The organism is Rhodococcus sp. YH1, from assembly GCF_009939605.1.
Taxonomy (GTDB): Bacteria; Actinomycetota; Actinomycetes; order Mycobacteriales; family Mycobacteriaceae; genus Rhodococcus; species Rhodococcus aetherivorans.
In genome coordinates this window covers 60,059-82,852 of sequence record NZ_WVTE01000244.1, presented here as the reverse complement: position 1 = coordinate 82,852, position 22,794 = coordinate 60,059, and the positions used below count along the sequence as shown (strand labels likewise).

At 68.9% G+C, this 22,794-nt stretch carries 21 protein-coding genes and 1 pseudogene; 12 read left to right on the top strand and 10 right to left on the bottom strand.

Translation table 11 applies throughout. The features are described 5' to 3' along the window. Positions 1-1,015, top strand: a pseudogene (locus AIIKEEIJ_RS23320) (BTAD domain-containing putative transcriptional regulator); the annotation flags it as partial. On the opposite strand, the gene AIIKEEIJ_RS23315 reads toward AIIKEEIJ_RS23320, so the two are convergent. Next, the gene (locus tag AIIKEEIJ_RS23315; RefSeq protein ID WP_029546795.1) at positions 960-1,655 is read right to left on the bottom strand and encodes a hypothetical protein; all 696 of its coding nucleotides are present in this window, start codon (positions 1,653-1,655) and stop codon (positions 960-962) included. The pseudogene AIIKEEIJ_RS23320 and the gene AIIKEEIJ_RS23315 sit on opposite strands and share 56 nt — an antisense overlap. 252 nt (positions 1,656-1,907) lie before the next feature. Here AIIKEEIJ_RS23315 and trxB point away from each other — a divergent pair, with 252 nt between their 5' ends. The 3 genes from trxB to AIIKEEIJ_RS23300 all read left to right on the top strand — a co-directional run bounded on the left by trxB (position 1,908) and on the right by AIIKEEIJ_RS23300 (position 4,549). Next, positions 1,908-2,876: a thioredoxin-disulfide reductase gene (gene trxB / locus AIIKEEIJ_RS23310; protein WP_161996662.1), complete on the top strand. Its 969-nt coding sequence runs from the start codon at positions 1,908-1,910 to the stop codon at positions 2,874-2,876. Positions 2,877-2,907: 31 nt separating this feature from the next. Beyond that, entirely contained in the window at positions 2,908-3,237 is a 330-nt protein-coding gene (gene trxA, locus AIIKEEIJ_RS23305) for a thioredoxin (RefSeq protein WP_006934442.1), read from the top strand. Positions 3,238-3,364: 127 nt separating this feature from the next. Beyond that, positions 3,365-4,549: an N-acetylmuramoyl-L-alanine amidase gene (locus tag AIIKEEIJ_RS23300; RefSeq protein ID WP_161996661.1), complete on the top strand. Its 1,185-nt coding sequence runs from the start codon at positions 3,365-3,367 to the stop codon at positions 4,547-4,549. Between the two features lie 9 nt (positions 4,550-4,558). Here AIIKEEIJ_RS23300 and AIIKEEIJ_RS23295 read toward each other — a convergent pair whose 3' ends face one another. From AIIKEEIJ_RS23295 to rpmH, 9 genes are all read right to left on the bottom strand, one after another. Beyond that, entirely contained in the window at positions 4,559-5,248 is a 690-nt protein-coding gene (locus AIIKEEIJ_RS23295; protein WP_006934444.1) for a hypothetical protein, read from the bottom strand. A 57-nt stretch (positions 5,249-5,305) separates the two neighbouring features. Continuing rightward, positions 5,306-6,364, bottom strand: coding sequence for a ParB/RepB/Spo0J family partition protein (locus AIIKEEIJ_RS23290; protein ID WP_029546797.1), 1,059 nt, complete (start codon positions 6,362-6,364; stop codon positions 5,306-5,308). Then, positions 6,361-7,365, bottom strand: coding sequence for a ParA family protein (locus AIIKEEIJ_RS23285; protein ID WP_065923254.1), 1,005 nt, complete (start codon positions 7,363-7,365; stop codon positions 6,361-6,363). Before AIIKEEIJ_RS23285 ends, AIIKEEIJ_RS23290 begins: the two co-directional genes overlap by 4 nt. Positions 7,366-8,202: 837 nt before the next feature. Then, entirely contained in the window at positions 8,203-8,883 is a 681-nt protein-coding gene (gene rsmG / locus AIIKEEIJ_RS23280; RefSeq protein WP_029546799.1) for a 16S rRNA (guanine(527)-N(7))-methyltransferase RsmG, read from the bottom strand. Positions 8,884-9,015: 132 nt separating this feature from the next. Next, positions 9,016-9,561, bottom strand: a complete 546-nt coding sequence (locus tag AIIKEEIJ_RS23275) for a Jag family protein (RefSeq protein ID WP_029546800.1) — start codon at positions 9,559-9,561, stop codon at positions 9,016-9,018. A 21-nt stretch (positions 9,562-9,582) separates the two neighbouring features. After that, a complete protein-coding gene (gene yidC / locus AIIKEEIJ_RS23270) occupies positions 9,583-10,701 on the bottom strand; it encodes a membrane protein insertase YidC (protein ID WP_006934450.1) in 1,119 nt (372 codons plus the stop codon). Between the two features lie 70 nt (positions 10,702-10,771). After that, a complete protein-coding gene (gene yidD, locus AIIKEEIJ_RS23265; RefSeq protein ID WP_161996660.1) occupies positions 10,772-11,053 on the bottom strand; it encodes a membrane protein insertion efficiency factor YidD in 282 nt (93 codons plus the stop codon). An 11-nt stretch (positions 11,054-11,064) separates the two neighbouring features. Beyond that, positions 11,065-11,442, bottom strand: a complete 378-nt coding sequence (gene rnpA / locus AIIKEEIJ_RS23260; RefSeq protein WP_006934454.1) for a ribonuclease P protein component — start codon at positions 11,440-11,442, stop codon at positions 11,065-11,067. Positions 11,443-11,464: 22 nt separating this feature from the next. Next, a complete protein-coding gene (gene rpmH, locus AIIKEEIJ_RS23255; RefSeq protein ID WP_006934459.1) occupies positions 11,465-11,608 on the bottom strand; it encodes a 50S ribosomal protein L34 in 144 nt (47 codons plus the stop codon). A gap of 608 nt (positions 11,609-12,216) precedes the next feature. Between rpmH and dnaA the strand changes: the two genes are divergently transcribed. The 8 genes from dnaA (at position 12,217) to gyrB (ending at position 22,570) form a co-directional block, all read left to right on the top strand. Next, positions 12,217-13,848 carry a chromosomal replication initiator protein DnaA gene (gene dnaA, locus AIIKEEIJ_RS23250; protein WP_044475805.1) on the top strand — a complete coding sequence of 544 codons (1,632 nt, stop codon included), beginning with the start codon at positions 12,217-12,219 and terminating at the stop codon, positions 13,846-13,848. Between the two features lie 535 nt (positions 13,849-14,383). Continuing rightward, on the top strand, positions 14,384-15,568 hold the full coding sequence (dnaN, locus tag AIIKEEIJ_RS23245) for a DNA polymerase III subunit beta (protein WP_044475806.1): 1,185 nt from the start codon (positions 14,384-14,386) through the stop codon (positions 15,566-15,568). A gap of 27 nt (positions 15,569-15,595) precedes the next feature. Beyond that, a complete protein-coding gene (recF, locus tag AIIKEEIJ_RS23240) occupies positions 15,596-16,849 on the top strand; it encodes a DNA replication/repair protein RecF (RefSeq protein WP_161996659.1) in 1,254 nt (417 codons plus the stop codon). Continuing rightward, complete coding sequence (locus AIIKEEIJ_RS23235; RefSeq protein WP_006934465.1) at positions 16,846-17,394, top strand: DUF721 family protein; 549 nt, start codon at positions 16,846-16,848, stop codon at positions 17,392-17,394. The genes recF and AIIKEEIJ_RS23235 overlap by 4 nt, the downstream gene beginning before the upstream one ends. An 89-nt stretch (positions 17,395-17,483) precedes the next feature. Next, positions 17,484-18,374, top strand: a complete 891-nt coding sequence (locus tag AIIKEEIJ_RS23230; protein WP_029546805.1) for a metal-dependent hydrolase — start codon at positions 17,484-17,486, stop codon at positions 18,372-18,374. Continuing rightward, on the top strand, positions 18,371-19,459 hold the full coding sequence (locus AIIKEEIJ_RS23225) for a PDR/VanB family oxidoreductase (RefSeq protein WP_044475807.1): 1,089 nt from the start codon (positions 18,371-18,373) through the stop codon (positions 19,457-19,459). Before AIIKEEIJ_RS23230 ends, AIIKEEIJ_RS23225 begins: the two co-directional genes overlap by 4 nt. Before the next feature lie 8 nt (positions 19,460-19,467). Then, entirely contained in the window at positions 19,468-20,370 is a 903-nt protein-coding gene (locus AIIKEEIJ_RS23220) for an alpha/beta fold hydrolase (RefSeq protein ID WP_161996658.1), read from the top strand. A 166-nt stretch (positions 20,371-20,536) separates the two neighbouring features. Then, the gene (gyrB, locus tag AIIKEEIJ_RS23215; RefSeq protein ID WP_072633810.1) at positions 20,537-22,570 is read left to right on the top strand and encodes a DNA topoisomerase (ATP-hydrolyzing) subunit B; all 2,034 of its coding nucleotides are present in this window, start codon (positions 20,537-20,539) and stop codon (positions 22,568-22,570) included. Positions 22,571-22,794 lie beyond the last annotated feature (224 nt).

The window sequence follows — 22,794 nt, the reverse complement described above, 5'->3', positions numbered from 1 at the left end:
CATCCTCGACCCCGTGCAGTCACTTCTCGCCACCACCGCCCTCGGCGACCACGACCGGGTCCTGCTGCTCGTCACCGCCGTCTTCGAACTCGAGGGCGCCGACTCGGTGGCCGCCCTCGCCGCGGCCCGCCGCGCGCACGCCCTCGCGCGGGGAACCGCCGACGCCGGGCTGCGCTGCCGTGCGCTCAACGCCCTCGGATTCGTCGCGTACGGCCCGGACCTCGTGGCGCAGCGGCGTGACATCGCCGCGGAACTCCTCACCGTCGCCGGCGACGCGGGGGACGCCGCGTATCAGGCGCAGGCACACTTCCAGTGGTTCCTCGCCGCCGCCGCAGACACCGAACTCGACGAGGCCCGTCGCCACGCCGAACTCGCCGTGCGGTACGCGGCCGGCCGGCAGCTCTCCCAGTTGCTCGGCGTGGTCGAACTGTTCCGCGCCCTGGTGCGCCTCCTCGCCGGCGACGAGGACGGCGCACAGCGCGGATATGACACCGTCGCAGCACAACTCGAGGCGGAGGGTACCGCCTCGGCCCGGTGGATCGGTACCGTCGGACGCATCGGTGTGGCCACGGCGCGCGACGACTTCGCTCCGCTCGTCGCCGAGTTGTCCGCACTCGAATCGGCACGGCCGCACAGTGTCCGGTTCCCGTTGGTCCTCGCCCTGCTCGACAGCGGTGAACACGAACGGGCGCGGCAGTTGTGGCGCGCCCAGCGGCCGTTCCGGCGCGACTACTACTGGCTGGCCATGACATGCCTGCGCGCCCGTGCCGCGGCCCGGCTCGCGGACACGGCGACGGCCCGGGACTGCCATGCGCAGTTGCTGCCGTTCAGCGGCCGCATCGCCGGCCTGGATTCCGGCTCGTTCCACGCCGGCCCCGTGGACGCTGCCCTCGCCGAGACCGCGGCGCTGCTCGGCGATGCGGACTCGGCACACCGATTCCGCGATGCGGCCGCGACACTCACCGCGACGGTGTCGGCACAACTGCACGACCCGGCGTGGGCGGCGTGGCGTTGAGCCCGTTCCGTCGTGTCGCGGACAGGACGCACAGCCCGATCGCCGCGAACGCGCAACCGCGTGGAATTTCGACGACCAGTCCGGTCACGCCCGGCATCGCCGGAATCGGCAGCAGGAGAACGACACCGCCCGCCGCCATGAGGGCGCCGATCCACACCGGTACCGCACGCGAACGGATCAGCGCGATGCCGAACAGGATCATGCTGCCCATGAAGACGAGTCCGCTGACGGTCTGCAGGAGCACATAGGGCTCGTAGTCGAGGAGGGTGTCCGACCCGGAGATCGCCCCTGCCGTCGCCGGATCGCGCGAGAACGGCACGGAGACGAAGGCTTCGATCACCAGGTGCGAGAACGCCACCAGCACCGAGGACAGGAAGTATGTGACGTACGCGACGAGACCGAGCATTCCGGTTCCGGCGGCGACCCAGGCGTACAGCGCGGGCACACCGAGCATCAACAGCAGCGTTCCCGACAGCAGGAGGACGTGGGGGAGGGGATTGATCGGAGCGGACAGCGCCGGCACCGAATGCGCGGCGCCGTCGACGACGGGATGCAGGAGGCCGCCGGCGAGGTTCAACGGGAACGCGGCGACGACGGACACCGCGCCGAGGCGGTACAGCAGTGCGGGAGTTACGGTCATACCGTCAGCGTGACGATTCGGCCTTGCGGTTCCCTTGCCGTCCGCTTGCCGTCCGGGTGGGGCAGGGTACGCCTCGGTGTGGCGTGACGCACGGCACTCGAGGAACAACACCCCTTACCCTGTTGTTGACCCATGTTGTGGACCACTGACGTCTTGTGGACCACTGACGTCCCGGTCACGGGCCTCCAGGCTCGACCGTCCCGTATCGAAGTACCAGCAGACAGAAGTACCAGCAGACACCGGAAGGCTCGCATGACCACTGAATCCACGATCCACGACCTGATCATCGTCGGTTCGGGCCCGGCCGGATACACCGCCGGGATCTACGCCGCCCGCGCCGAGCTGTCCCCGCTGCTGTTCGAGGGAACCCAGTTCGGCGGCGCCCTGATGACCACCACCGAAGTCGAGAATTTCCCCGGCTTCCGCGAGGGCATCATGGGACCGGACCTGATGGACCAGATGCGCGAGCAGGCCCTGCGCTTCGGCGCCGACATCCGCACCGAGGACGTCGACGAACTCGACCTGACCGGCCCGGTCAAGAAGGTCGTCGCCAACGGACAGACCTACCACGCCCGCGCCGTCATCCTGGCGATGGGTGCCGCCGCGCGCTACCTCGGCATCCCCGGCGAGGAGCAGCTCCTCGGCCGCGGCGTGTCCGCCTGCGCCACCTGCGACGGCTTCTTCTTCCGTGACCAGGACATCGCCGTCGTCGGCGGCGGCGACTCCGCCATGGAGGAAGCCACCTTCCTGACCCGCTTCGCCCGCAGCGTCACCCTCATCCACCGCCGCGAGGAATTCCGCGCCTCGAGGATCATGCTCGACCGCGCCCGCGCGAACGAGAAGATCCGCATCGTCACCAACGCCAAGCCCGTCGAGGTGCTCGGCGACACCGCCGTGACCGGCCTGGTCCTCGAGGACACCGTCACCGGCGAGCGCAGCACCCTCCCGGTGACCGGCATGTTCGTCGCGATCGGCCACGACCCGCGCAGCGAACTCGTCCGCGGCCAGATCGACCTCGACGACGCCGGCTACGTCCAGGTGCAGACCCCGACCACCGCCACCAACCTGCCGGGCGTCTTCGCCGCGGGCGACCTCGTCGACCACCTCTACCGCCAGGCCATCACCGCCGCCGGCACCGGCTGCTCCGCCTCGCTCGACGCCGAACGCTGGCTCGCCGAGCAGGAAGACCGCCACCCGATCACCGTCAACGCCGGATACTGACCCCTTCCACACCCATCGAGTAGGAGCCATCGTGGCCGAGAAGAACACCGTCACCATCTCCGACGCCTCGTTCGTCGAGGACGTCCTGCAGTCCGACAAGCCGGTACTGGTCGATTTCTGGGCGACCTGGTGCGGCCCGTGCAAGATGGTGGCTCCCGTTCTCGAGGAGATCGCCGGGGAGCACTCCGAGAAGCTCAAGATCGCCAAGCTCGACATCGACGCCAACCCCGCCGCGGCGCGCGACTACAAGGTCATGTCGATCCCGACGATGATCCTGTTCTCCGGTGGCAAGCCGGTGAAGACGATCGTCGGTGCGAAGGGCAAGGCGGCTCTCCTCCGCGACCTCGCCGACGTGCTCTGAGTCACCGTTTCCCCGTCGACACGGATGCGCCCGGATTATTCGTGATCCGGGCGCATCTGCGACAATCGAACGATGGTCTGGTGTCACACCGGGCACAGCAGGTCAGCAGCACGGAAAGGGCCGAGACATGCACCGACTGCGCTACGGCGACCATGGCCCTGCCGTCGCCGAAATTCGGAGCACCCTCACCGGCCTCGGATTTCTGCACGGCGAGTCCGACGTCTCCGCCGGCGACAGCTGGGTGGGCTCCGATGCGGTGTTCGACCGTGAGCTCGACAGCGCGGTGCGTGCGTTCCAGCAGCAGCGCGGTCTGCTCGTCGACGGCATCGTCGGTCCCGCCACCTACCGGTCGCTGAAGGAAGCCTCGTATCGGCTCGGCGCCCGCACCCTCATCTATCAGCTCTCCGCACCGCTCTACGGCGACGACGTCGCGACGTTGCAGCGGCGCCTGCAGGATCTCGGGTTCTACGTGGACCGGGTCGACGGCTACTTCGGGCCGCGCACCCACGAGGCCCTGAGCTCCTTCCAGCGGGAGATCGGCCTCGCACCCGACGGCATCTGCGGCGCGGAGACCCTCCGGTCGCTGGAACTGCTCGGCACCCGGGTCACCGGCGGATCGCCGCACGCCATCAGCGAGGAGGAGATCGTCCGCCGGTCCGGTCCGCACCTGAGCGGCAAGCGCATCGTCATCGATCCCGGCCTCGGTGGCCGCGACCACGGCATCATCGTGCGCAGCCCGCACGGCGACATCTCCGAGGCCGACATCCTGTGGGACCTCGCTCGTCGCCTCGAGGGCCGCATGGCCGCGACCGGAATGGAGACCTTCCTCTCCCGGCCGTACCACGCGAATCCGTCGAACATCGAGCGGGCCGGCACCTCCAACGCGTTCGGCGCGGACCTGATGATCTCCCTGCGCTGCGACAGCAGCCCCAATCCGGCCGCGAGCGGCATCGCGAGCTTCCATTACGGCAACGCGCACGGCTCCGAGTCGATGATCGGTCAGGTGCTCACCGGCTTCATCCAGCGCGAGGTGACGGCCCGCACGCCGCTGCGGGACTGCCGTAGCCACGGTCGCACCTGGGATCTGCTGCGCCTGACGAACATGCCGACCGTACAGATCGACCTCGGCTACCTCACGAACACGCAGGACGCCGCGGTCCTCGCCACCCCGCGTTCGCGCGACATCATCGCCGAAGCCATCCTCATCTCGGTCAAGCGGCTGTACCTGCTCGGTCAGGACGACCAGCCCACCGGCACCTACACCTTCGCCGAACTGCTCGCCGAGGAACTGTCGATCACCGAGACCCGCTGAGCGGTTCGCTCAGCGGGCCGCCCCCACCGGGGTACGCCCCGACATGCCCGCGACGGTGAGCGCGGCCTCCTCGAGCAGTCGATCCAGCGCCGCCTCGACCCCCACCTTCCATTCGTGGTCGCGGTCGAGTTCGAGCCGCAACCTCGGGAAGCGGTGGTGGGGAGCGACGACCTCGAAACCCATGTCCTCGAGGAAGCCGGCCTCGACCATGCACTCGGCGGGGGAGCAGTCCCGTGCGGCCGTTGCCCCGGGAACGTCGCTCTCGTCCTCGCCGGCAGTCCGATACCCGAACGCCTCGATCGCGCGCACGTTGCGGCGGACCAGATCGGAGATCACCGCGCGGATCAGTGCCGCCCCGAGATCGCTGCCCTCCGCGAGCGGCTCGATCCGGACGGTGGTCAGCAGGATGGCATCCGCGCTCACCGGGGAAGTCGGGAACAGCTGAGCGCGCGGCACCATGTTCGGCGGGGCGTAGAACGCGCTACCGGCGGGCTTGTCGTCGAGCGTGGCGACCTGGGCGCAGGAACCCCACTGGAGCATGACCATCGACAGCCATGCCTCCTTCTCGAACTCCGGATCGTAGAACCCGCCCGCGTCGTGTACCGCCGCGGGGTCCATCTCCCAGAACACACAGCGCCGGGCGTGTGCCGACAGCTGATCCATTCCGCCCAGGGTGAGTGTTGTGACTCGAGTCGACACTGGGTTACTCAGCCTCCAAGTCCGTATCCTCGACTGTCGTCCTGACGTGCCGAGGCGTCAAGAGGGGTTGGCCTGAGATTCCATCATCGCCACGATCCGCTCCAGGTCGTCGACCGAGCCGAACTCCACAACGATCTTGCCCTTGCGCTTGCCCAGGCTGACTGTGACACGGGTGTCGAAGGAATTGGACAGGCGCTCCGCGACGTCCTGGAGGCCGGGCATCTGGATGGGCTTGCGGCGCTGCTGCGGTGCGGGGTCCTTCCCGTCGCCGCGGTTCGCCAGCATGACCGCCTCCTCGGTGGCCCGCACGGAGAGGCCCTCGGCGACGATGCGCGCGGCGAGCACCTCCTGGGCGTCGGGTCCGGCCTCGAGCGACAGCAGCGCGCGAGCGTGCCCGGCGGAGAGCACACCCGCCGCGACCCGCCGCTGGACGGGGATCGGCAGCTTGAGCAGACGGATCATGTTGGTGACCACCGGCCGGGATCGGCCGATGCGGGCCGCCAGTTCCTCGTGGGTGACGCCGAATTCCTCGAGCAACTGCTGATACGCCGCCGCCTCCTCGAGCGGGTTGAGCTGGACCCGGTGGATGTTCTCCAGCAGCGCGTCACGCAGGAGGGACTGGTCGTCGGTCTCACGGACGATCGCCGGGATCGTGGCGAGACCGGCCTCCTGGCCGGCCCGCCACCGGCGCTCGCCCATGACGAGCTGGTACCGCTCTCCGTCGAGCCTGCGCACGACGATGGGCTGCATGAGCCCGAACTCACGGATGGAGTGGACGAGTTCGGCGAGCGCCTCCTCGTCGAAGACCTGCCGCGGCTGGCGCGGGTTCGGCTCGATCTTGTCCGCCTCGATCTCGAGGTAGACCGCTCCGGCGGGGGAGGGGAGGGGCGTGTCCGCCGGCGCCGGGGCGCCGTTGCCCGCGGCCTTCGCGGCCGGGGGAGTCGCCTGTTCGGTGGCGGTGGCCTTGTTCGACGTGGTTTTCGGAGCGGCGTTCTTGCGGTTGTCGCCGATGATCACGTCGGCCGCAGCGTTACCGAGGCCGGGGGCGGCCGCCGGGCCGGTCGGAATCAGCGATGCCAGACCCCGCCCCAACCCGCCTTTGCGTGTCGCGCTCATTCGTTCCCCTGCTTCTCGTTCCGGTATCCGCGTGCCGCCAGTTCGCGTCCCGCGTCGAGGTAGCTCATCGCACCGCGCGAACCTGGATCGTAGTCGAGAACAGTCATCCCGTAACCGGGAGCTTCCGAGACCTTCACGCTGCGGGGGATGACGGACCGCAGCACCGCGCTGCCGAAGTGGGCGCGAACCTCCTCCGCGACCTGATCGGCGAGCTTGGTGCGGGCGTCGTACATGGTGAGCAGCACGGTCGAGACGTGCAGTTCGGGATTGAGGTGCGACTGGACGAGTTCGATGTTGCGCAGCAGCTGGCCGACCCCCTCCAGCGCGTAGTACTCGCACTGGATGGGGATGAGCACCTCCTTCGCCGCCACGAGCGCGTTGACGGTGAGGAGACCCAGCGACGGCGGGCAGTCGATGATGACGTAGTCGAAGTCCTCATCGCCGAGCGCGGCGGGGGAGAGAGCGTTCTTGAGACGGTTCTCCCGCGCGACCATCGAGACGAGTTCGATCTCGGCGCCGGCGAGGTCGATGGTGGCCGGGATACAGAACAGGCGCTCGCTGTGCGGGCTCTGCTGGATGGCTTCGGCGGCCTTCACCTCCCCGAGGAGCACCTCGTAGCTCGACGGGACGCCGGAGTGGTGCGGCACCCCGAGGGCGGTGCTGGCATTGCCCTGGGGGTCGAGATCGACGACGAGGACGGTCAACCCCTGAACGGCGAGGGCCGACGCCAGGTTCACCGTGGACGTGGTCTTGCCGACGCCACCCTTCTGGTTCGCGATCGTGATGACGCGGCGGTGCGCCGGCTTGGGGAGTGCGTTCACGGAACTCGGGTGAAGTACCTGGCTGGCTCGGTGCGCGGCGGCGCCGATCGGTGTGTCCAACGGCGAGAGCCCCTCGTACGGAATCGGAGAGAACTCGTCCTCGACGGACTCGGACGCGGCTCCCGTCGGCCTCTGCGCCTCGGTTTCACGTGAAACAGCGGATTCAGATCCACCCGACATTGACCGCTCCTTTGTTGTCGACACACCCGGTTGGCACGGTACATCCCCCTCGCGAAACCACGCCGGTGGTCCACGACCGGCCACCCCGGCCGGCCACCGTTTCGGTCCCGCGACCGGGCGGAGTGAGCCGAGGCGTAGTGGCTGATGCGTGAACTCGGAAAGCGGGTTGCGCCGGCGCAGGTTGGCGACCCTGCCGGCCCACTCCGTTTCCTCGTTTCGACCAGTATCCCATCCACCTTCCGGAGGAGTGCGACGACGTCGCCGACGAAGATGATGTTTCACGTGAAACCTGACGTTTCACGTGAAACAGAGATCCCCCCCCGGTGTCGTTTCACGTGAAACGCCACCGGGTGGCGGCGGCGGACCGGGCGCCATCCGAGCGGGCGGGAAATTATCTGTCACAGTGACGAAATGCCATCGAGTGGATGGATGGGCGGTTGCCGCGAAAGATCCGCACTCCCGGACGAATTCCGTTCGTGATCCCAAAAGACAAGGCAAGCAACAACTTCGGGCGAAACTGGGATCAAAGGAACGGCAGACGGCGGACGGCGGACTTCCACGCGGTCTCGGCGGCGCAGAACCGGAGTTCGCAGTCGAGGAGGGGATTTCCGGACGCGGCGCACGCGGTGAGCGGCGGGCGATGCAGGTGCCGTCAGGATGCGGCCTTCCGCGTCACGCCATCGGGACGCGAGGGGCGGCTCGCGCGGGTTGCAGCGACAACAGTGGCGCCTGCTCGAGAGAATCGTTCAGCTCGAGAGTCTCGAGTCGCGCACATCTCGAGTCGGCGCACTCGAGGCGGGGGACCGCTCGAGTGGGGGGGTTTCACGTGAAACCTGATCAGCGCTTCTTGCGCCGTCGCACCGGCCGCGGCATCCGCTCCGCCTTCACAACGAGGGTAGGGGTCTCGAGCAGACCCACGCCGCACTCGAGGACCTCGAGGTTGCCGGCACCGAGACGGGCGAGTTCGTCGCGATCGCGTTCGATCTCCTCCGCCGCGCTGGAGCCCTTGAGCGCCAGCATCCGTCCGCCCTCGTGCACAAGCGGCAGCGACCACTTGGCGAGCTTCGCCAGCGGCGCCACCGCACGCGAGGTGACGACGTCGGATCCGCCGGCTTCCTTCACGACGCCGGGCTGCTCCGCACGGCCGCGGATGACGAGCACGTTGGTCAGGCCGTGCGTTTCGACGAACTCGGCCAGATACACCGACCGTCGCAGCAGGGGTTCGACGAGGGTCACATGCAGATCGGGGCGGGCGATCGCCAACGGGATACCCGGAAGCCCGGCACCGCTGCCGACATCGACGACACGTTCGCCTTCGTCGATCAGTTCACCCAGCACTGCGCAGTTGAGCAGGTGGCGGTCCCACAGGCGGGGGACCTCGCGCGGACCGATGAGACCGCGCTCCACACCGTCGGTAGCGAGGGAATCCCGGTACTGCTCGGCAAGACCGAGTCGCTCACCGAAGACGCGAACGGCGATCTCGTGGATGCGCGCCTCGTCCTGTTCCACGTGAAACATCCTCTCCCGACGACACTGGCCTCGAAGAAAGGAGGGATCCCGACGCACCCGCCGAGATCCCTCCCACGCACTGCTGTCCGATCGATACTGCTGTCCGATCGATACTGCTGTCCGATCGATACTGCTGTCCGGTCAGTTCTTGACGACGACGACCCGGCGCTGCGGCTCGGCGCCCTCGCTCTCGCTGGACACACCCTCGATCTTGGCCACGGCGTCGTGGACGATCTTGCGCTCGAAGGGCGTCATCGGGGTCAGCTCCTCGCGCTCCCCGGTCTCGAGTACCCGCTTCGCGGCGGCCGTACCGAGCTGGCTGAGCTCTGCGCGCTTGCCCGCCCGCCACCCCGCGATGTCGAGCATCAGCTTGCTGCGCTCGCCGGTGACCTGCTGAACCGCGAGGCGGGTGAGCTCCTGCAGGGCATCGAGTACCTCGCCGTCGCGGCCGACGAGCTTGGACAGATCCTTGCCGCCGTCGATGCTCACGACCGCACGGTCGCCCTCCACGTCGAGATCGATGTCGCCGTCGAAGTCCAGGACGTCGAGCAGCTGCTCGAGGTAGTCGCCGGCGATTTCGCCCTCCTCGATCAGGAGATCGTCCTCGGAGTCGGAATCCGCATCGAGATCCGGCGTCTCGGTGGTCACGTCGGCATCCTCCTGTGCCTTGTCCAGGTCACTGGCCATGATTCGCTCTCTCTTCTTCGGTCAGCGCCGCTTGCGCTTGGAGTTCTTCGAGCCGCTGGGGCGTTTCGATCCGGCGACGTTCTTCGGGCCTCCGGCCGGCGGGGCGGACGGCCCGGCACCGCCGGAGGTGTCGTCCGCGGCCGGCTTCTCCAGCGAGATCTCCGAAGCGTCCGCGGCACCGGCGACAGCGTCCTCCCCGGTGGTGGACGGAGCCTTCTTCTTCGCGGCCCGATCGGGACGGGCACCCGGCTTGGGGGCGTTGTCGCTGCGGCGTGCGATCGCGGCCTGCTTCTTGGCCTCTTCCTCCTGGTCGATCTTGCGGAAGACGATGTGCTGCTGGGCGTAGGTCCAGATGTTGTTGCTCACCCAGTACAGGAGGATGGCGATCGGCAGGAACGGGCCGCCGACGATGACGCCGAGCGGGAACACCCACAGCGCCAGCTTGTTCATGATCGCGGCCTGCGGATTCGCCGCGGCCTGCGCGCTCTGCCGCGCGACGGAGGCGCGGGAGTTGAAGTGGGTCGCGATGCCCGCGACGATCATCAGCGGAATCGCCACGAGCGCGATGTCGAGGCGGGAGGGGATGCCACCGAACGGCTCGAACGCCACCAGCGACGCCTCGGGCTGGGTGATCCACGCCGAGATCGGCGCGCCGAACAGGCGCGCACTGAGGAAGGACTGCACGTCCTCCGGGCTGAACGCATAGTTTCCGAGCTGGGCGTTCTCCTCCGGTGACAGGCCGAGCTGACCGAATCCTTCACCGGTGCGGTTGAACGAGCGCAGCACGTGGAACAGACCGATGAACACCGGCGCCTGCAACAGGACCGGGAGGCAACCCATCAGCGGGTTGAAGCCGTGTTCCTTCTGCAGCTTCTGGAGTTCGACGGCCTGCCGCTGCCGGTCGTTGGAGTACTTCTTCTGCAGCGCCTTGATCTGCGGTTGCAGTTCCTGCATCTGCCGCGTCGTCCGGACCTGCTTGACGAACGGCTTGTACAGGATCGCGCGCAGCGTGAAGACGAGGAACACCACGGACAGCGCCCACGTCGCGCCGTCGTCGGGCTCCAGTCCGGGCAGGGCCGTGAAGGCGTTGTGCCAGACCCAGAGGATCCAGGACACGGGATAGTAGATGAAGTCGAGCACGGCTCTATGTACTCCTCAGGTCGTCCAAGGTCGCCACCCAGCGGCGTCGGTCCGAAGTCTTCAGTGCCGGTCAGGGACCCCGGTCGACCGATCGATGCCGCCGCTCGGGCACCGGATCCCAACCCCCAGGGTGCCAGGGCGCACATTTGAGCAGGCGGACGACCGTCAGCACGGAGCCGACCACGAACCCCCGGGTTCGCAGCGCCTCGACGGCGTATTCGCTGCAGGTGGGGGTGAAACGGCAGGTCGGCATGCGTGTCGGAGACACGTACGTGCGATAGAGCTCGATGCAGAAGATCAACATCCGGGCCGGTGCGGAGCGCACCGACCGCAGCACGCCGTCCGTGTTCATCCCGTCCGTGTTCATCCCGGCCGCCGCGCCGTCGCGACCAGACCCAGTCGGGCGAGGCCGGAGCGAACCTGCCGGTCGAGTTCCTGCGAGGAGGCCGAGGCGGCACCCGGAAGCGCCCGGACAACGACGTCTGCGCCGGCGGGAACCTCGTCGACGAGAGTCGCACAGATATGACGAAGCCGGCGTGCGACTCGATGTCGAATCACCGCCGGCCCGACAGCCTTGCTCACGACGAATCCGAACCGCGGACCGCCGAAACTCACCACCAGCTCGGCCTGCTCCCGCTCGATCGCGTGAACGACCAGATCTCGCCGCCCCTGTCGGCGGCCACGACGAACGGTCTCGGAAAAGTCCGCGCGGCGCCGCAGGCGATACGGCTCAGGTAGCACCCCGAGCTCCCGGAATCGGGGATCAGGCGGTGAGCGAGGTGCGGCCCTTGCGGCGACGCGCCGACACGATCGCACGACCCGCACGGGTCCGCATCCGGAGACGGAAGCCGTGAACGCGCGCGCGGCGTCGGTTGTTCGGCTGGAACGTCCGCTTGCCCTTGGCCACGGTCAACACTCCTCGAAGTTCTATGACGCCGGTCGGCGTCCTCGGTCCAACGTGTACGGAAATCGCATGACACGTGCCGTACGCGAAAAATACTGCGTGGCAGCACGGATCCGTCACTGCTGTATGAGTGACTGTTCGAGGCTACTCGGCGGCAAGCACGAAATCAAACCGCGCCGGCTCGGCACACGCAAGACGACACGCCGCACACCCATTTTCCCGTGCGTCACGTTCGCAACACGAAGTCGTGTGACTCCGTTCACATTCCGGTACGCTCCCGTTCATGGTTTCGCCGGGGTTGTTCCTCGTCGCCCACCACCGCGGTGAGCGGGGCCACTCGCTTCCGCCGCGCGGGCACCGGCGCTGCGCCCGGCCGCCGGTCTGCGCGCGGGCCGGCACGCGCAGTCGCTAGCCCGGGCCGCGCGCGCCGGGCTTCTCGAGACATGTCACACTGGGCACTTCGTGTCCGAGCCGGACCTCGCGTCTCGTCCTCGGTGTGCCCCGCTCTCTACAACTCCCAATCCACATCCCACAGGCCGCCACCCTGTGGTTGTCCACATCTGTGGATAATCGTGTGGAATTCGGATCGAGAGAACTGGGGAGGACGCGACGTGAACGACGAGCCGAACGCGCTGGCCGACGTGTGGCCGGACGTCGTCGCGGAGCTGACCGCCGACGGCGAGGGCCTCAGCAAGGGCCAGAAGGCGTGGCTCGCCCTGGTCAGGCCGATCACCCTGGCGCAGGGTTTCGCCCTCCTGTCGGTTCCGTCCTCGTTCGCGCAGGAGGCCATCGAGCGGGATCTGCGCGAGCCGATCCTCCGCGCGCTCCACCGCACCCTCGGCCATCGCGTCGAGGGACTCGGCGTGCGCATCGAACCCTCGGCGGCCGTCGACGATCCCGCCGAGGACCCCTACGCCGTGCCCCGGGACACGCTGCCCCTCGAGGGCCTGCCGCCGGACCCCCGCGCGCCCGAGCCCCACGCGTTCGATACGCGGCCGATTCCCACCGGACCGCGCGAGACCGACCCCCGCGACATGGTGCATCCGTTCCGGCGGCGCCGCCCCTCCTCCCTCGACCACGGCATGCTCGAGGTCGACACGGGCGAACTCGAGGAGGTCGACGACGACCGGGAGGCCATGACCGCGGTCCGGGAGTCGTGGCCGTCCTACTTCACCCAGCCGCCGCCGCCCGCCGCCGCGGCACCGACCGGCAGCAGCAGCCTCAACGCGAAGTACACGTTCGACACGTTCGTCATCGGAGCGTCGAACCGGTTCGCCCACGCGGCCGCGGTGGCGATCGCCGAGGCGCCCGCCCGCGCGTACAACCCGCTGTTCATCTGGGGTGCCTCCGGCCTGGGCAAGACGCACCTGCTGCATGCCGCCGGGCACTATGCGCAGCGCCTGTTCCCGGGCATGCGGGTCAAGTACGTCTCCACCGAGGAGTTCACGAACGACTTCATCAACAGCCTCCGCGACGACCGCAAGGTGGCGTTCAAGCGAAGGTACCGCGAGACGGACATCCTCCTCGTCGACGACATCCAGTTCATCGAGGGCAAGGAAGGTATCCAGGAGGAGTTCTTCCACACCTTCAACACCCTGCACAACGCGAACAAGCAGATCGTGGTGTCGTCCGACCGTCCCCCGAAGCAGCTCGCGACGCTCGAGGAGCGCCTGCGGACCCGGTTCGAGTGGGGCCTGATCACCGACGTCCAGCCGCCCGAACTCGAGACCCGCATCGCGATCCTCAGCAAGAAGGCGCGGATGGACCGGCTGGACGTGCCGCACGACGTCCTCGAGTTGATCGCCAGCAGGATCGAACGCAACATCCGCGAACTCGAGGGTGCGCTGATCCGGGTGACGGCCTTCGCGTCCCTCAACCGGCAACCGCTGGACCTGACGCTGGCGGAGGTGGTGCTGCGGGACCTCATCCCCGACTCGACGGCTCTCGAGATCAACTCGGCCACCATCATGGCGGTGACCGCCGAGTACTTCGGCACCTCGATCGACGACCTGTGCGGGCCCGGCAAGGCGCGGCCGCTGGCACAGGCGCGACAGATCGCGATGTATCTGTGCCGCGAGCTCACCGACCTCTCGCTGCCCAAGATCGGGCAGACCTTCGGCCGGGACCACACGACGGTCATGTACGCGGACAAGAAGATTCGCAAGGAGATGACCGAGCGGCGGAAGGTCTACGACCAGGTGCAGGAGCTGACTGCGCGCATCAAGCAGCGCTCCAAGCGCTGAGCCGTACCGCCCTGTGGCAGGGGCCCGGACGATCGCGTCCGGGCCCTTCGTCGTATCCGGGGACGGGCCGGCGGTGGGCGTTGAGTGTGATTCTCGAGACGGATGGGCAGTGACTCACACCTGTGGACAACCGTGTGTACAACGTGGGATCTTTGTGGACGGACGGTGTACCGATGTTGAACACTCTCGAGATGTCCACATCCGTCCTCGAGAATTCCTCGAGTTCATCCTCGAGAGTGCGGGGCTCGAGAAGCCCGCCCCACCAGCGTAGACGGTCGTTCGTCCACAGATTCCACAACCCCTATTACTACTTCTGTGTTTTCTCTCGAAGATTCCTCTTTCAAAACAGCCTTGTGGAGGACTCGAGTACACAGGGTCTCGAGAGCCGCGTCCCCCTCGAGCCTCCGGCTTTCCAAGTGCTCCACGAGCGCATACCGTGGAGCGACGTCCCCGCTGCCGACCTCGGTGTCGGGGTCCTGTGCCAGACTTCGTTGAATCGATCGACAGCCATCAGAGCGAAAGGATCCGCCGGGCGATGGAGCTTGGAAGCATGAAGTTTCGTGTCGCTCGCGAGGACTTCGCCGACTCCGTCGCGTGGGTTGCGCGCAGTCTTCCGTCGCGGCCGCCGGTGCCGGTGCTCGGCGGCGTCCTCCTCGGCGCCGACGAGCAGGGACTGACCGTCTCCGGGTTCGACTACGAGGTCTCCGCGCAGGTCCATGTCTCCGCAGAGGTCATCACCCCCGGGCAGGTGCTCGTGTCGGGCCGCCTGCTCGCCGACATCACCCGCGCGCTGCCCAACAAGCCCGTCGACGTGGTGCTCGACGGAACGCGGGTGCTCATCAACTGCGGTAGCGCGAAGTTCTCCCTGCCGACCATGCCGGTCGAGGACTACCCGCAGCTGCCCGAGTTGCCGCAGCAGACCGGTTCGCTGCCCGTGGAGGTGTTCGCCGAGGCGATCAGCCAGGTCGCGGTCGCGGCCGGCAAGGACGACACCCTGCCGATGCTGACCGGTATCCGCGTGGAGATCGACGGCACCCACATGGTGCTTGCGGCCACCGACCGGTTCCGCCTCGCGGTCCGCAAGATCGAGTGGATGCCCACCGCCGACACCGCGACCGCCGCGGTCCTCGTGCCGGCCAAGACTCTCTCCGAGTCGGCGAAAACCGTTGGCGGATCTTCTAATTCGCCCGTCCAGCTCGCACTGGGTGCCGGTTCGTCGGTCGGCGCCGAGGGCCTGCTCGGCATCGTTGCGGACGGCCGGCGCACCACCACCCGACTCCTCGACGCCGAATTTCCCAAGTTCCGCCAGTTGCTGCCGACCGAGCACACCGCGATGGCGACCGTCGACATCGCGCCGCTCGTGGACGCGATCAAGCGCGTCGCGCTCGTCGCCGAGCGCGGGGCGCAGGTGCGGCTCGAGTTCACCGAAGGCGGTCTGCTGTTGTCGGCCGGTGGCGACGACGCCGGGCGCGCGGAGGAGTCCCTCGCCGCGGAGTTCCAGGGCGAGCCGCTGATCATCGCGTTCAACCCCGGGTACCTGCTCGACGGCCTCGGCTCGCTGCACAGCGAGAAGGTGTCGTTCGGCTTCACGACGCCGAGCCGTCCCGCGGTGCTGCGACCGGCGCTCGAGGAAGCGCCCGAGCCCGACGCCTCCGGTACGTTCGCCGCCCCGGACAGCGACTACACCTATCTGCTGATGCCGGTGCGCCTGCCGGGCTGACCCGGGGGCAGGAAACGGTCGGAGCCTGTGTACGTTCGCACCTTCTCGTTGCGCGACTTCCGTTCCTGGGAAGCCGTTTCGCTGAATCTGGCGCCGGGGCCGACGGTGTTCCTCGGTCGCAACGGGCACGGCAAGACCAACCTGCTCGAGGCGCTCGGCTACCTGTCGACGCTGACCTCGCACCGGGTGTCCGGCGATGCCCCGCTGTTCCGGAGCGGGACGTCGCGCGCCCAGGTGGGTGCGGTCGTCGTCAACGGCGGCCGGGAACTGGGTATCGACGTCGAACTCAACGAGGGCCGGCCCAACCGGGGCCGGATCAACCAGTCCCCGACCCGGCGGCCGCGCGAGATCCTCGGCATCCTGCGGACGGTGTTGTTCGCGCCGGAGGACCTGTCGCTGGTGCGGGGCGACCCGGGCGACCGGCGCCGGTTCCTCGACGAGCTGCTCGCCACCCGCATCCCGCGGATGAGCGGGGTCCGCGCCGACTACGACAAGGTGCTGCGACAGCGCTCGGCCCTGCTGAAGACGGCCGGGGGTGCGCTGCGCCGCGGCAGCCGGTCCGGCGACGGGGCGAGCGCCCTGGCGACGCTCGACGTGTGGGACGGCCATCTCGCGGCATACGGGTCCGAGCTGCTCGCGGCCCGCGTCGCGCTGCTGCACGAGCTCGCCCCGCACGTCGCCGAGGCGTACCGATCGATCGCCCCCGAGTCACGACCGGCGCTGCTCCGTTACCGCAGCACGGTGGGCGAGGCGCTGCCGCCGGAGTTCGCCGACCCGGCCCGCGCGCCGCGATCCGACGACCGTGAGGTGCTCGAGGCCGCGTTCCTGACCCGGCTGGCGCAGGCGCGGACGAAGGAGATCGAGCGGGGCGTGTGCCTGGTGGGCCCCCACCGCGACGAACTCGACCTGATCCTGGGTGATCAGCCGGCCAAGGGATTCGCCAGCCACGGGGAGTCCTGGTCGTTCGCGCTGGCGCTGCGCCTGGGCGCCTTCTCGCTCCTGCGGGCCGACGGCACCGACCCGGTCCTCATGCTGGACGATGTGTTCGCCGAGCTGGATCGGCGTCGTCGCACCGCGCTCGCCGCCGTCGCGGCCTCGGCCGAGCAGGTACTCATCACCGCCGCGGTCCCCGAGGACGTGCCGGCGGAGCTGTCCGCGGTCCGGTTCGGGGTGCGGGCCGAGGACACCGACCGGGGACGGCTCTCGGTGCTGACCCGGCTCGACGGCGGCGATCCCTCGCAGCCGGATCTGGACGGAACCGTGGACGGAGCACTGCGATGAGCACCGAGAATCCGGGCGAACAACTCCCCGAGCCGCCGCTGCGCGGGATCGACCTGGCCCGTCGCGCGCTGGAGGAGGCCCGTGCGGCCGCGAAGGCGAGCGGGAAGTCGGTGGGGCAGGGGCGCGCGTCACGCGGGGCGCTGCGGCCACGGCGCCGCCGCCGCGGCTGGTCGGGCCCGGGCCCCGACGAGCGGGACCCGCAGCCGCTCGGCGCGCTGGCGAACTCGCTGGCCAAGCAGCGGGGATGGTCGGGGCGCGTGTCGGAGGGCACGGTGCTGGGCAGTTGGGCGCGCGTGGTCGGCGACGATATCGCCTCACACGCGTCGCCGACGACGCTGCGCGACGGGGTGCTGCACGTGTCGGCGGAGTCGACCGCGTGGGCGACCCAGCTGCGCATGATGCAGGCGCAGATCCTCGCGAAGATCGCCGCCGCGGTCGGGCACGGGGTGGTCAAGGAGCTGCGGATCACCGGGCCGACGGCGCCGAGCTGGCGTAAGGGGGAGCGGCACGTCCGCGGGCGCGGACCCCGGGACACATACGGCTGATCCGACCCTGGATTTATATGTAACCCGATGTTACGTTGAAATCAGCCGGTTGTGCGCTGCCGCACACGTCCGCATCGGGAGGTACGTCCATGTCCACACCACTCATCGAACCGGACCGCGTCCTGCTCCAGGCCCGCAACGTCGAGTTCGACTGGAGCACGCTGCCCCTGCACTGGGTGCCGGGCGATCCGTTCAGCACCCACGTGCTCAACGTCCTGCATCTGTTGCTGCCGGCGGGGGAGGAGTGGTTCGTCGAGACGTTCAAGGAAGCGCTGCCGCTCATCGAGGACGAACAACTGCGCGAAGACGTCGTGGGATTCATCGGCCAGGAATCGGTGCACTCCCACGCTCACCAGGGGGTACTCGAGCAACTCGAGTCGAAGGGTCTCGATCCCACCCCGTTCACGGACCAGATGCGGTGGCTGTTCGGCCGGTTGCTCGGCCGGCGACCGCTGACCGGACTGCGCGCGGAGAACTACCTCGTCGAGCGGCTCGCCATCATCGCCGCCGTCGAGCACGTCACCGCGTTCCTCGGGGACTGGGTCCTCAATGCGAAGGGCCTCGACGCGGCGGGCACCGATCCGACCATGCTCGACCTGCTGCGCTGGCACGGCGCCGAGGAGGTCGAGCATCGCAGCGTCGCCTACGACGTGATGCGCTACTTCGACCCCGGGGAGGCCCGGCGGATCCGCACCCAGCTCCTCGTCACCCCGGTCCTCGTGTGGTTGTGGATCCGCGGTGCCCGATTCCTCATGGCCCACGACCCGGACCTGGCGCGTGCATCGAAACATGTTCGTGCACCCCATCTTTCGGACTGGCTGGCGGCGAGTCGCCGCGGCACGCTACCCGGCCCGGTGGACCTCGGCAGGCGCATGTCGCGGTACTTCCACCGCTCGTACCACCCGAGCCACGAGGGCTCGACCGGTCAGGCGGTCCGCTATCTGGCGTCCTCCCCCGCGGCCCGGGCGGCAGCCCGATGACCGGGGTGCTGCCGCGGCACCGTCGCCCGTCGGACCTGCACGGGCGGAACCGGACCGACCGTGCGATGGGCCTGCTCGGATCCGTCGTGGAGAGCTACCTGCGTCTCGTCACGGCTCTCGGCTACGACGGCGCCGCCGGTGCCGGGGACCCCGATCTGCAGCTGAATCTGGTTGTCACCGAAAAGGACCCGGTGACAGTCGACGGCGACGTGGTGCGGTTGACGCTGCGTGCCCCCGGCGGCGCCGAGCTGCCGGCGTGGCACCCGGGTGCCCACCTCGACTTCCATCTGCCCTCCGGGCGGCGACGGCAGTACTCGCTGTGCGGCGATCACGAGGACCGCACCCGCTACACCGTCGCGGTTCGCCGGATCTCCGGCGGCGGGGGCGGGTCGCTCGAGATGCATGCCCTCGAACCGGGCGACCCGGTGGCCGTGCGCGGTCCGCGCAACGGGTTCCCGTTCGTCGCCGAGGGTGCGGCCCTGTTCGTCGCCGGCGGGATCGGCATCACTCCCGTCCTGGCGATGACCCGCGCCGCGGACCGTGCCGGAATGGACTGGCGGCTCGTCTACACCGGACGCACCCGGGCCGCGATGCCGTTCCTTGACGAGATCGGAACATGGGATCCGTCAAGGGTTTTCGTACGCCCGGACGACGAGCACGGCACGCCGACGGGCGCCGACCTGCTCGCGGGCGCCCCCGCCGGCGGGGCCGTCTACTGTTGTGGGCCCACCCCGATGCTGGACGCGGTGCGTGCCGGCATCGATGCCACGGGGGCGTCGGCCCTGCACTTCGAGCGGTTCGGTGCCCCACCCGTCGTCGACGGCCGGGCCTTCGAGGTCCAACTGGCGAGCACCGGAGAGGTGCTCGCCGTCCCGGCCGACGAATCGGCGCTCGAAGTGATCCGCCGGCGCCGGCCCGGCATCGGCTACTCGTGCCGGCAGGGGTTCTGCGGAACCTGCCGGGTGCGGGTCCTGTCCGGCACCCCCGACCACCGCGAGAACCGGCTCACCCCCGAGGAACGTCGCGAGGAGATGCTCGTCTGTGTCTCGCGCGCCGACGGTGGCCGGCTCGTACTCGACCTCTGAGGGAGAACATGACCACTCGTACCGTCACGAACGGAGCCGTCCGCCTCCACCTCGTCGAGGAGGGCAACCCGCAGGGGCCGACCCTCGTGCTGGTCCACGGCTGGCCCGACACGCATGCCCTGTGGGACCGCGTGGTGCCCGCGCTGGCCGGTGACTTCCGGATCGTCCGGTTCGACAACCGCGGTGCCGGCGCGTCGACCGTGCCGCGCGACGTCGCGGCCTACCGGCTCGAACTGCTCGCCGCGGACCTGTTCGCGGTGATCGACGCGGTGAGCCCGGACGCGCCCGTGCACCTGCTCGGGCACGACTGGGGGTCGGTGCTGGGCTGGGAGGCCGTGTGCGAACCCGGGGCGGCGGAGCGGATCGCGTCGTACACCTCGGTGTCCGGGCCGAACCTCGACCACCTCGCGCTGTGGATGCGTCGCCGGCTGGGGGAGCGGCGCCCGCTCGGCCCGCTCGAGCAGGCCGTGGCGTCGTCCTACACGGTGCTGTTCCAGACCCCCGGCCTGCCCGTGCCTGCGCTGCGGTGGTGGTTCTCCCGGCACTGGCCGGGATTCGTCGGGTTCTTCGACCGCTCCGACCCGGCCCTGATCGGACCCGTCGCGCCCACGCTCGCCGACGACATGGTGCACGGCCTGAAGCTGTACCGGGCGAACCTGCGCCGGCGGCTCCGCGCGCCGCGCGAGCGGCGCACCGACGTCCCCGTTCAGCTGATCCAGGGCCTGCGGGACCGGGCGGTGCGGCCGGTCGGGTACGAGGACACCGAGAAGTGGGTCACCGATCTGCGCCGGGAACCGCTCGACGCCGGGCACTGGTCGCCGCGCTCGCATGCCGGGGAGCTCGCGGCCGCGACCGCGCGCTTCGTGCGCGACGTCGAGGCGCGGCACACTGTCCGAACCTCGTCGCCCTAGCGATTCACCCTCCCGTACTCGCGACGCCGCGCCTGCGGGCCGGTGAGCGGCGTCGGCGGCCCGTCCTGTGTCGGGCGGGGCAAGTACGCTTCCGGGCAGTAGGATGAATTCCGAATGCGTGCGCGTGTGCGCGAGACCCAGGCGGAAGAAGGAGAGCTACCAACCCGTGGCTGCCCAGAAGTCGAACAAGAGCAACAGTGAGTACGGTGCTTCCTCCATCACCGTCCTCGAGGGTCTCGAGGCGGTACGCAAGCGCCCCGGCATGTACATCGGTTCCACCGGTGAGCGCGGCCTGCACCACCTGATCTGGGAGGTCGTCGACAACTCGGTCGACGAGGCGATGGCCGGCCATGCCACCAAGGTCGAGGTGACCCTCCTCGAGGACGGCGGCGTGCAGGTCGTCGACGACGGCCGTGGCATCCCCGTCGGGATGCACGCCTCCGGCATCCCGACCGTCGAGGTCGTGCTGACCCAGCTGCACGCGGGCGGCAAGTTCGATTCCGATGCCTACGCCGTCTCCGGCGGTCTGCACGGCGTCGGCATCTCGGTGGTCAACGCGCTGTCCACCCGGCTCGAGGTGGAGATCGACAACGACGGCTACCACTGGGAGCAGACGTACCTGTCGTCGAAGCCCGGCGAACTGATCAGGGGCGAGCCCACACGGGCCACCGGCACCACCGTCCGGTTCTGGTCGGACCCGGACATCTTCGAGACCACGACCTACAACTTCGAGACGGTCGCGCGGCGCCTGCAGGAGATGGCCTTCCTCAACAAGGGCCTGACGATCACGCTGACCGACGAGCGGGTCGCCCCCGAGGAGGTCACCGACGAGGTCGTCAGCGAACTCGCCGAGGCACCGAAGAAGGCCGAGGAGCAGGAACAGGCCGAGGCCGAACAGCATCACAAGGTCAAGACCCGCGTCTACCACTACCCGGGCGGCCTCGAGGACTACGTGCGGCACATCAACCGCACCAAGCAGCCGATCCACAACTCGGTCGTCGGCTTCACCGCGAAGGGCACCGGCCACGAGCTCGAGGTCGCGATGCAGTGGAACTCGGGCTACTCCGAGTCGGTCCACACCTTCGCCAACACGATCAACACCCACGAGGGCGGCACCCACGAGGAGGGCTTCCGCGCGGCCCTGACCTCGGTGGTCAACAAGTACGCGAAGGACAAGAAGCTCCTCAAGGACAAGGACCCGAACCTCACCGGCGACGACATCCGCGAGGGACTGGCCGCGATCATCTCGGTCAAGGTCGGCGAACCGCAGTTCGAGGGCCAGACCAAGACCAAGCTCGGCAACACCGAGGTCAAGTCGTTCGTGCAGAGGGCCTGCAACGAGCACCTGTCGCACTGGCTCGAGGCGAACCCGGCCGACGCGAAGACCATCGTGACGAAGGCGGTCTCGTCCGCGCAGGCCCGCGTCGCCGCCCGCAAGGCGCGCGAGCTGGTCCGGCGCAAGTCCGCCACCGATCTCGGCGGGCTGCCCGGCAAGCTGGCGGACTGCCGGTCGAACGACCCGAGCAAGTCCGAGATCTACATCGTCGAGGGCGACTCCGCCGGTGGCTCCGCGAAGTCGGGACGCGACTCGATGTACCAGGCGATCCTGCCGCTGCGCGGCAAGATCATCAACGTCGAGAAGGCGCGCATCGATCGCGTGCTGAAGAACAACGAGGTCCAGGCGATCATCACCGCCTTCGGCACAGGTATCCACGACGAGTTCGACATCGCGAAGCTGCGCTACCACAAGATCGTGCTGATGGCCGACGCCGACGTCGACGGCCAGCACATCGCCACGCTGCTGCTGACGCTGCTGTTCCGCTTCATGCGTCCGCTGGTCGAGCACGGCCACGTGTACCTGGCGCAGCCGCCGTTGTACAAGCTCAAGTGGCAGCGTTCCGAGCCCGAGTTCGCGTACTCCGACCGGGAGCGTGACGGCCTGCTCGAGCGCGGTCTCGCCGCCGGCAAGAAGATCAACAAGGACGACGGCATCCAGCGTTACAAGGGTCTCGGCGAGATGAACGCCAAGGAACTGTGGGAGACCACCATGGATCCCAGCGTGCGCGTGCTGCGTCAGGTGACGCTCGACGACGCGGCCGCAGCCGACGAGCTGTTCAGCATCCTGATGGGCGAGGACGTCGAGGCACGTCGCAGTTTCATCACCCGTAACGCCAAGGACGTTCGCTTCCTGGACGTCTGACCGGGTTCCACGGCGCCGGAGAGGGCGGCGGAAGGGGTGTGTGACGAGGTTCACACCACCGCTTTCGCCGCCCTTCGGCGCGTCGGGTGCGCGTTCCCGGGCCGCGAATGTTACTGGTCGGTAGAGTTTTCGGCTCGGTGACCGGCTCGGGGCGCGACTTCCGCCGGTTCCGGGAGTGGTCGTGCTCCTTTCGTTATCCGCACTCGGACGGATATGGTGCGTGC